9 protein-coding genes are annotated in these 9,602 nt (G+C 35.3%); 5 read left to right on the top strand and 4 right to left on the bottom strand.

The window, feature by feature from the left end:
* Nucleotides 1–95: 95 nt before the first annotated feature.
* Nucleotides 96–620, top strand: coding sequence for a uracil-DNA glycosylase family protein (locus KPC_RS14565; RefSeq protein ID WP_228212273.1), 525 nt, complete (start codon nucleotides 96–98; stop codon nucleotides 618–620).
* A 15-nt stretch (nucleotides 621–635) separates the two neighbouring features.
* On the opposite strand, the gene KPC_RS14560 is transcribed toward KPC_RS14565, so the two are convergent.
* Entirely contained in the window at nucleotides 636–1,499 is an 864-nt protein-coding gene (locus KPC_RS14560; RefSeq protein ID WP_121975085.1) for a DMT family transporter, read from the bottom strand.
* A 149-nt stretch (nucleotides 1,500–1,648) separates the two neighbouring features.
* On the opposite strand from KPC_RS14560, the gene KPC_RS14555 reads away from it, so the two are divergent.
* Complete coding sequence (locus KPC_RS14555) at nucleotides 1,649–3,037, top strand: aminotransferase-like domain-containing protein (RefSeq protein ID WP_121975084.1); 1,389 nt, start codon at nucleotides 1,649–1,651, stop codon at nucleotides 3,035–3,037.
* Between the two features lie 36 nt (nucleotides 3,038–3,073).
* Here the strand turns inward: KPC_RS14555 and KPC_RS14550 are convergent, their stop codons facing one another.
* The gene (locus tag KPC_RS14550) at nucleotides 3,074–3,511 is read right to left on the bottom strand and encodes a hypothetical protein (RefSeq protein ID WP_121975083.1); all 438 of its coding nucleotides are present in this window, start codon (nucleotides 3,509–3,511) and stop codon (nucleotides 3,074–3,076) included.
* Nucleotides 3,512–3,625: 114 nt separating this feature from the next.
* Between KPC_RS14550 and KPC_RS14545 the strand changes: the two genes are divergently transcribed.
* Nucleotides 3,626–4,252 (top strand): class I SAM-dependent methyltransferase, encoded by a 627-nt coding sequence (locus KPC_RS14545; protein ID WP_121975082.1) that lies wholly within the window; start codon nucleotides 3,626–3,628, stop codon nucleotides 4,250–4,252.
* A 1-nt stretch (nucleotide 4,253) separates the two neighbouring features.
* On the opposite strand, the gene KPC_RS14540 is transcribed toward KPC_RS14545, so the two are convergent.
* Nucleotides 4,254–5,732, bottom strand: coding sequence for a phospholipase D family protein (locus tag KPC_RS14540; RefSeq protein ID WP_121975081.1), 1,479 nt, complete (start codon nucleotides 5,730–5,732; stop codon nucleotides 4,254–4,256).
* 190 nt (nucleotides 5,733–5,922) lie between these two features.
* On the opposite strand from KPC_RS14540, the gene KPC_RS14535 reads away from it, so the two are divergent.
* Complete coding sequence (locus KPC_RS14535; RefSeq protein ID WP_121975080.1) at nucleotides 5,923–7,035, top strand: S-(hydroxymethyl)glutathione dehydrogenase/class III alcohol dehydrogenase; 1,113 nt, start codon at nucleotides 5,923–5,925, stop codon at nucleotides 7,033–7,035.
* Nucleotides 7,036–7,088: 53 nt separating this feature from the next.
* On the opposite strand, the gene KPC_RS14530 is transcribed toward KPC_RS14535, so the two are convergent.
* Nucleotides 7,089–8,303, bottom strand: a complete 1,215-nt coding sequence (locus KPC_RS14530) for an amino acid aminotransferase (RefSeq protein WP_121975079.1) — start codon at nucleotides 8,301–8,303, stop codon at nucleotides 7,089–7,091.
* Nucleotides 8,304–8,680: 377 nt separating this feature from the next.
* On the opposite strand from KPC_RS14530, the gene KPC_RS14525 reads away from it, so the two are divergent.
* Nucleotides 8,681–9,445: an alpha/beta fold hydrolase gene (locus KPC_RS14525; protein WP_121975078.1), complete on the top strand. Its 765-nt coding sequence runs from the start codon at nucleotides 8,681–8,683 to the stop codon at nucleotides 9,443–9,445.
* The last annotated feature ends 157 nt before the right edge of the window (nucleotides 9,446–9,602 follow it).

Below are 9,602 nucleotides of genomic sequence, written 5' to 3'. Positions count from 1 at the left end.
GTTAAAATACAATAGATGTTGTTGCTTAAGTGATTGAATTAAATATAGAAACTCACCCTCTTGAACCCTTTCTACCACCTAATGCAAGGCTACTAATGTTGGGTAGTTTTCCACCTCCCAAAACGCGTTGGAAGATGGATTTTTATTATCCGAATTATCAAAATGATATGTGGCGTATTTTAGGATTAATTTTCTATAAAGATAAAAACTATTTTCTAAACTTACCAAATAAAAGCTTTAAAGAAGAGCTGATTCGTAATTTCCTAAATGAAAAAGGAATTGCTATTTTTGATACTGCATATAAAGTCATTCGTTTAAAAGGTAATGCATCTGATAAGTTTTTACAGATTCATACAGCAACTAACCTCGAACAAATTCTGGAGCAGATTCCTCTATGTCAAAACATTATGACGACAGGGGATAAAGCAACGGATACATTAATGCTTTCTATGCCTGAAGGAACGATAAAACCTATTATAGGAAAAGCATCAAAAGCGTATTTTGCATCTAGGGATTTGACTTTATACCGCATGCCATCATCTTCAAGAGCATACCCTTTGGCACTTGAAGACAAGGCTGAAAGTTATAAAAAAATATTCATAGAAATGGGTTTACTTTAGAGACGGTATTTCTATTTATGAAAATTTTCTGGCCATAATGACACAACCAATAAGAGCAAGAGTAATAAGTATCATCATAAAACTAATCTTCTCACTAAGTAATAGCGCTGATAAGGTAAAACCAATAAAAGGTTGAAGCAGCTGTATTTGACCGACTTTCGCTATACCACCAAGAGCTAGTCCTTGATACCAAAAGAAAAAACCAATAAGCATACTAAATATAGAGACATAGAGTAGTCCAAAAAATGAGCTTAGATGAATGTTGTGAAAATCTTGAGGTATCGTCCATATTGTTAAATAAAACATGAAAGGTAGTGATATAACTAAAGCCCAACAAATAACTTGCCAGCCACCGAGGTCACGTGAAAGTTTTCCACCTTCAGCATAACCCAAGCCACATACAATGATAGAAGCAATCATATACAAATCGCCAATTGAATAGAAACTGGCTTCTTCTTGAAAAAGCATAAAAGAAGTTACCAAACTACTTCCCAATACAGCAAATCCCCAAAACAGGATGGATGGTTTTTCTCCTGCTCTTAATACACCAAAGATTGCTGTAGCAAGTGGAAGTAATCCAATAAAAACAATTGCACGTGCAGAGGTTATGGTTTGCAGAGCCAAAGCAGTGAATAAAGGAAAACCCATGACTACACCCATTGCAACTATAGTTAGAGATTTGACTTGTTGACGATTCGGCTTTGCTTGCTTCAAAAATAAAAGACACATTCCTCCGAATATACCAGCGATAACGGCACGTATTGCTGTTAAAAATTCAGGAGTAAAATCCATTACGGCGATGCGGGTTGCTGGCAATGAACCTGCAAATATAATTACGCCTATAACACCATATATCCAGCCAAGTTTTGTTTGATCCATAAATAAATACCAGTATTTTTATAGAAAACTTATATGTTCAGGTGTCAGGTTAAAAGAAACACTCAATTACAATTGAAAAATACTGTTATGATCAATAATCCAGTATAGTTTGAATTGTATGGCACAACAAAAAATTGTATGGAAACTGAATGAAAACGAAAATTGACATTGTGATCTCACATATTAAAGAGCAAATAGATAATAAAAAGTTGATATCGGGCTCTCGTTTACCATCAGTTCGACAACTTGCAAAAAAACTTGGTTTTTCAGTTTCGACTGTTGTAGAGGCTTATGCCAGAATGCAAGCAGAATTAATAATCGAGTCAAGAGCTGGTTCTGGTTATTATGTGTCAGGTGTCTCTGAAATACCTGTATTAGAGTCGGTTGTTCAGTATGAGCGTGAAATAGATCCATTATGGATATCAAGGCAATCCCTTGAAGCAAAAAATGAGATATATAAACCTGGTTGTGGCTGGCTACCTTCTGACTGGATGTCTGAAACGAGTGTCCGTAAAGGTTTAAAACAGGCTTTAAAACTGGATTCAAGATTTTTAACCGACTATCCTGCTCCACAAGGGCATTCAGGTTTAAGAAAAACTATAGCGCAACGTAAAAAAAACCAAGATATTCATGTAAATATGAATCAAATTTTATTAACCGATTCTGGTACTCAAGCCATTGATCTGGTTTTTCGTCATTTACTCAATGCTGGTGATGTCATATTGGTTGATGATCCTTGCTATTTTAATTTTCAAGCACTAATAAAAGTACATCAGCTTCAATATATAGCAGTTCCATTCACTGAAAATGGACCAGATCTTCATGCTTTTGAAAAGGCACTACAGCTAAAACCCAAGCTTTATCTGACAAATTCAGGTATACACAATCCTACAGGGGCCTGTTTGTCTATTCAGCATGCTTATCAAATTGCCAAGATGGCAGAACAAGCTAATTTAGTGATTATTGAAGATGATATCTTTGCTGATTTTGAGTTCATAGCTGCACCAAGATATGCAGCATTGGCAGGATTTCAGCATGTCATTCAAATCGGGAGTTTTTCGAAGACACTCTCAGCATCTATACGTACTGGTTATATCATTAGTCATCAAGATCAGATTGAAGAATTAATCAATCTAAGAATTGCTACAAATTTTAGTTGTAATCATTTAAATGCTGAAATTATTTATCATATTTTAAACGATACTAATTATATAAAATCTATAGAAAGATTGAAAATTCGATTAAATAAAGCAATGAAGGAAACAATAAATAAGCTTGAAAAATATCATATTTTACCATGGACTATTCCCAAAGCAGGTTTATTTCTATGGTGTCATTTGCCAGAGAATATTGATGCAGCTGAATTATCAAAATTCTGTTTGAAACATGGAGTGATATTGGCTCCCGGGAATTCTTTTAGTCATTCTTCAGGAGCATCACAATTTATGAGATTTAATATTGCTCAAATGATGCACCAAAAAATTTTTGATGTAATCGAGGCAGGAATTCATCATTGTCTAGATCATGATGCTAGATAAAAATTAATAGTGCAGAGAACTAAGAAAAGTCAAAAACTATCCGTCATATTCAACATAATCCCATAAGTTCAAATGACTTTTAATTTGTGTTTTTATATGTGGGAGCAGTGGGAGTAAAGTGCCTTCAATCCATAAACGCAATATTTGTGTGCTAACCGGATGATTATCTTGATCAACAAGCTTAGCACCTTTAACAACAATCAAGACTTCGCTGTCCTCAATAGTTTCAATGCCCTTAAAAGTGACTTGCAGTTCATGGCCAGTATCAAGTATCGCCCATTCTAATTCTATCTGGATGTTTTGATCTGATTGGATAACCGCTTGTCCATGTAATATGTCGTCACTATTCAGACAATCATATTCGACTCTGACTTTGCGTAAAAACCAGTCATGAAATTGTAAGTCATCCAATTTTTGTGTGGGAAGCAGAATATCATTAAGATTAAATTGATGACCAAGATCAAAAAATTGCATTTTAAGGGAGATTTTTCAAAAAAAGTAATTTTAGATCAAATGAAATATCATGTAAATTTTAAATCGATAATTATATTAATTATGTCTAAATAACAGGCTTGAATGGAAAATCATATGACAACAATACAAGATGTAGATAGTCCGATAGACTTAAAAAATCCTTACGATGCAGAACAGTGGGCAAATGAAGCAAACCAGATAAGACCTTGGAGGGTGGATTTCTTTAACTTTTATGTTAATTATATTCAGGAAAATAAAGCTATGGATTGTCGTATCCTGGAAATCGGATCTGGACCTGGTTTTTTAGCTAAATTAATACTTAGCCAATGTCTGAAAGTTTCTTATACTGCATTTGATTTTTCAAACGCTATGCATCAATTAGCTCAATCCAAAATGACATGTAGTGAGTTAAATAGGGCAGAATTTATAATTGGAGATTTTAAAAAAGATAACTGGAATAAAAATCTAGCAAAGTATGATGTCATTATTATTCATCAGGCACTACATGAGCTACGTCATAAAGCTTATGCATATCGATTTCATAAAACTGTACATACACTTTTAGCTGATGAAGCAGTGTATTTTGTTTGTGATCATATCATAGCTGAAAATGGTATGAGTAATACTGAGCTTTTCATGAATAAAGTAGAACATTTCCAGAGCCTGAGTGAAGCTGGTTTTAGTAATGTTACTTTGATGTTTGAAAAGAATGCACTTTGCCTATTTAAAGCCCAGCATTAATTTACATCATCCATTCGACGGGTAGATAAGAAATGGTATACATGACTGCACGCTGAAATTTTGTGGTATGTGGATCGATATTATATTTAGTGGTTTGTCCATTTTCTTGATGATCCAGCCAGGTGATTTGACCATTCTGATCAAGTTTTAATTCATAAGCTACTTTAAATAGTGTTTGGTCGAGTATTTGTGAAATTTGTTCTTGCAGCTGATTTGATTCAACGACAAGGCCTACTTCAGTGTTTAAATTAAAAGATCTTGGATCCAGATTAAATGATCCAATAAAAACTTTATCATCTATGTCGATAAATTTTGCATGTAGGCTGGATTTATTTTTTCCTTTTTTGGGAATAACGTTGCCTGTAACAACTTCATACCATGTACGACGTTTCCTTTCGATATATGGTTTAAACTCATATAATCGCACCCCATTTTTCAATAACTCATGGCGATATTTTTGATAAAAAGCATGCACTAGTGCAACATCATTTGCGACAAATGAATTTGTTAAAACCCGAATATCAACTTGATTGGCAGCGAGCTGTGTTAGATATTTTGTTCCAGACTTTGTAGGTACAAAATAAGCGGCAATAAGATCCATTTCTTCTCTAGGATCACCCATATGATGTTTGATCTGGTTATAAATTAACTCTTTGTCTTTTGCTAGGGAAAGTGTCTTTTTAGGAGAGTCAGCAAGAAAATAGGCTTTAGCCCAGTTAAGATGGCTATTTTTAAGTTCTTTAGCAAGCTCTTCTCGTTCCTCATCAACCTTATCATCGGTAGGATTATCTTTGCGTGCAAGTTTATTAAACTGAACTCTTAGCTTTTCAAGTTCCTGTGTTGTCCCTTTACCAATGAATTGCTGAACTGGATAGCTTAAATCATTATTCCAAAATTCAAGTACAACATCATTGGCACGTTTTACTGCATTTCCAAAGAATAAAATATCCATATCTGTAAATTGGAATGATTCACTGGCATCAAAATATTCACTACTAATATTACGTCCGCCTGTTACAGCAATAATGCCATCAGCAATAATCAATTTATTATGCATGCGATGATTAATTTGTTTTAATCTAAAAATATAATCAATTACTCTTAATTTTCTAAACTTATAAGGATTATAAAATTTGATCTGGATGTTTGGATGAGAAATCAGCGCTTTAAGCTGTTTATCGAGTTTAATACCATTTTGATCATCGATCAGTAAACGAACTTTAACACCACGATCAGCAGCCTTTAAAAGCTCATTTAGCATCAGGTTACCAATAAAATCATTTCCCCAGATATAATATTGTAGATCGAGTGTGTATTGAGCTTGCCGGATCAGATGTACTCGTGCTGCAATGCTTTGAAAAGCATCGCTCATTGCTAAATACGCGGTTAGACCTTTATTCAACTTTTCCTGAGCATCAGGTTCATTAATCCAGTGTTCTGGATGTGTTGTAATTGGGGTATCTTTTTTTGATTCATTCATAGGTAAACTACAACCTGTTATTGTAAAAGTGCTCATTAACAATACAATCGATATGTTACGAAGTTTCATTGCTACAAATATTTATAGGTTTTATAGATCATATCATTAAGTTAATTGTTGAATCTGCAACAAAAAAAAGGTTACTGTACGGAATCTGTTAAAGAAGCAGACCAAATATAAGGAAGATGAGATGAAATCACGCGCAGCTGTTGCTTTTGGGCCTGGAAAACCGTTAGAGATAGTTGAAATAGATGTGGCACCACCTCAAAAAGGTGAAGTCTTAGTCAAAATTACCCATACTGGAGTCTGCCATACCGATGCATTTACATTATCAGGTGATGATCCTGAAGGTGTGTTCCCAGCTGTATTAGGACATGAAGGGGCTGGTGTGGTCATTGAAGTTGGTGAAGGTGTTACCTCAGTTAAACCCGGAGATCACGTTATTCCGCTTTATACAGCAGAATGTGGCGAATGTTTATTTTGTAAATCAGGTAAAACCAACTTATGTGTTTCAGTTCGTGCAACACAAGGTAAAGGTGTAATGCCTGATGGCACAACACGTTTTTCCTATAATGGTGAACCTATTTATCACTATATGGGATGCTCTACATTTAGTGAATATACCGTTGTTGCTGAAGTCTCTCTTGCAAAAATCAACCCTGAAGCTAACCATGAACATGTTTGTCTATTAGGCTGCGGTGTCACAACAGGCATCGGTGCTGTGCATAATACAGCAAAGGTTCAAGAGGGAGATTCTGTTGCGGTATTTGGTTTAGGTGGAATCGGTTTGGCTGTTGTTCAGGGAGCACGTCAGGCAAAGGCAGGGCGTATTATTGTCATTGATACCAATCCTGAAAAATTTAAGCTGGCAGAAGAATTCGGTGCGACTGACTTTTTAAATCCAAAAGATTACGATAAGCCAATTCAGCAGGTTATTGTTGAAATGACAGGCTGGGGAGTTGATCATTCATTTGAGTGTATTGGTAACGTTAATGTTATGCGCTCTGCACTGGAATGTGCACATCGTGGCTGGGGACAATCTGTCATTATTGGTGTAGCAGGTGCAGGTCAGGAAATCTCTACACGTCCGTTCCAGCTCGTCACTGGCCGAACATGGAAAGGGACTGCATTTGGTGGTGTAAAAGGTCGTTCACAGTTACCAGGAATGGTCGAGGATGCAATGAAAGGTGAGATCCAACTCGAACCATTTGTTACTCACACTATGGGATTAGATCAGATTAATGACGCATTTGATTTAATGCACGATGGTAAGTCTATCCGTACAGTTATTCATTTTGAATAAAAAATTTAAGAGATATAAAAAACGGGCTTATTGCCCGTTTTTTATATCGTGGCTTAAGCCGCAGCTTCAGTTGCCTGAATAACTTCAGCAATGGATTGTGCTACATAATCGATATTATGCATATTCAAACCAGCTACACACATACGACCACTTCGTACCAAATAAATTGCATATTTATCTTTTAAAATATCAACTTGTTCAGCAGACAAACCAGTATAGCTAAACATACCTTGTTGTTTAACCAGATAACTAAAGTCACGCCCTGGCATGGCTTTACTTAACTGAGCAAACAGAATATCTCGCATTTTGGCAATACGTTCACGCATTTCTGCAAGTTCAGCTTCCCATGTTGCTGTTAATTCAGCACTATTTAACACATTGTCAACAAGTAATGCACCAGTTGTTGGTGGGCTTGAATAAATGCGGCGAACAGTTGCTTTAAGCTGACCTAGAACATTCTTAGCAGCTTCAGCGTTATCACATACAAAAGTTAAACCACCAACACGTTCACCATAAAGTGAGAAAATTTTGGAAAAAGAATTGCTCACAATGAAATTCATGCCAGATTTATCTAATGCACGAATTGCATAAGCATCTTCATCCAGACCTTTACCAAAACCTTGATAAGCAATATCGAGGAATGCAATAAGATCATTGTTTTTTAAAACTTCAATTACCTGATCCCATTCACCTGGTGTTAAATCTGCACCAGTTGGATTATGACAACAAGGGTGTAAAAGTACGATACTTTTTGCAGGTAGTTTCTTTAACTCTTCGAGCATAGCTGCAACATCTACACCGTTTGTTTCGGCATCGAAATAAGGGTAGAAGTGGGACTTGATACCTGCACCATTGAATATCGCAATATGGTTTTCCCAGGTTGGCTGGCTTACCCAGACATCTGACTCTGGGAAATATTTTTTTAGAAAATCAGCACCAACTTTTAGTGCACCAGAGCCACCTAAGGTTTGAATGGTAACAGCACGACCATCTTTACGAGCTTGGCTATCAGCACCTAGAACCAGTTTTTGTGTTGCTTCATCATAAGACTTCAAACCATCCATTGGTAAATATGATTTTACCTTATCGTTGGTTGGTTCAATATTCTTGTATGCAGTTTTGATTGCCTGAAGTTGGGGAACAATCGTATCTTCAGTATAATAAAGACCAATACTTAGATTGACTTTTTGAGTCCGTGCATCCTTATTAAATTCTTCCATAAGTGAAAGAATCGGATCTCCTGCATAAGGATCTACATGTTGAAACATGGTTTAAAGTCCTAATTTTAAATTTAAAAAATAGCATAAATGCTTTTAACAGATATGGAATCATGCTTATAAGAAGCCAAGCAAATAGATCAGGAGTTCGATGCGTATATCATCCATTTAACACATGAATTAGAAGCTTTACTCATTAGTGCACTAAAATCATCCATACCCAAATAACATACAGAATTAGCGCAATGATGTGTAGCAAATAAAGCAGTTTTTTTGAAAAAAATGTGCATTTAAAAGGCAAATATTTCAATTTTTATGCAACTCAAAACCAATATCATGCGAGTTTAATGTAAATAAGGATTGTTCATTCATAAAGTTCCTGAGATGATATTTTATGCTCAAGGACAGTTAGGTTTTGGATTAATCATATGTTACTTAATTTTCAATATCATCAAGTTAGTCAATCAAACAAAAAAACGCCGCTGGTACTTATACATGGACTTTTTGGAAGTTTAAGTAATTTGGGCGTGATTGCACGTGCATTTAATGACAGTCATGATATTGTACAAATTGATGTAAGGAATCATGGTCATTCACCTCATTCTAATGAAATGAACTATCAGTTCATGGCGCAAGATGTTCTAGAAACGATGCAAAATTTGAATATCGATCAATTTACAGTGATCGGACATTCAATGGGCGGTAAAATCGCTATGAAGTTGGCAGAAGTTGCCAGACAGCAAATTGAGCAGCTGGTTGTATTGGATATGGCTCCCTTTGCATATCAGGAAAATCACCATGATGTAATTTTTAAGGCCCTGTTCGCAGTTGAACAAGCGCAAATAACAACACGAAAGGAAGCAATTGAGATCATGCGTCAATACATTCGCGAAGAGATGGTGATTCAATTTCTTTTAATGTCTTTTAAGCAGGGTAAATGGTTATTCAACTTACATTCAATAAGTGAACATTACCATGATATTTTAAATTGGGATAACATCATCAGCTGGTCTAAACCTGCATTATTTATTCGCGGTGCAGACTCAGGGTATATTGCCAAAGAGCAACATATCACTGCGCTTGAGCAGCAGTTCCCATATTATCAACTTGAGACAATTGAGGGAGCAGGTCATTGGCTACATGCACAAAAACCTGATCAGGTTATTGAAAAAATAAAAAATTATTTAAACTAAGTTACTGTCAAATATTCAGTTCAATCAAAAATCGATTTCATGAAATCATGTATCGATTTTTTTATTTTAATCTAATTTCCCTTGTAAATATTACATTGAATATTCAATTTAATTTAAAAAATATTATTACACTAATCACATATTTATAAAGTATAAA

The sequence above is a fragment of the Acinetobacter stercoris genome (genome assembly GCF_900323515.1).
GTDB lineage: Bacteria > Pseudomonadota > Gammaproteobacteria > Pseudomonadales > Moraxellaceae > Acinetobacter > Acinetobacter stercoris.
Note: the sequence above shows the minus strand (reverse complement) of the source record. Positions and strands in the feature narration are given on the sequence as shown.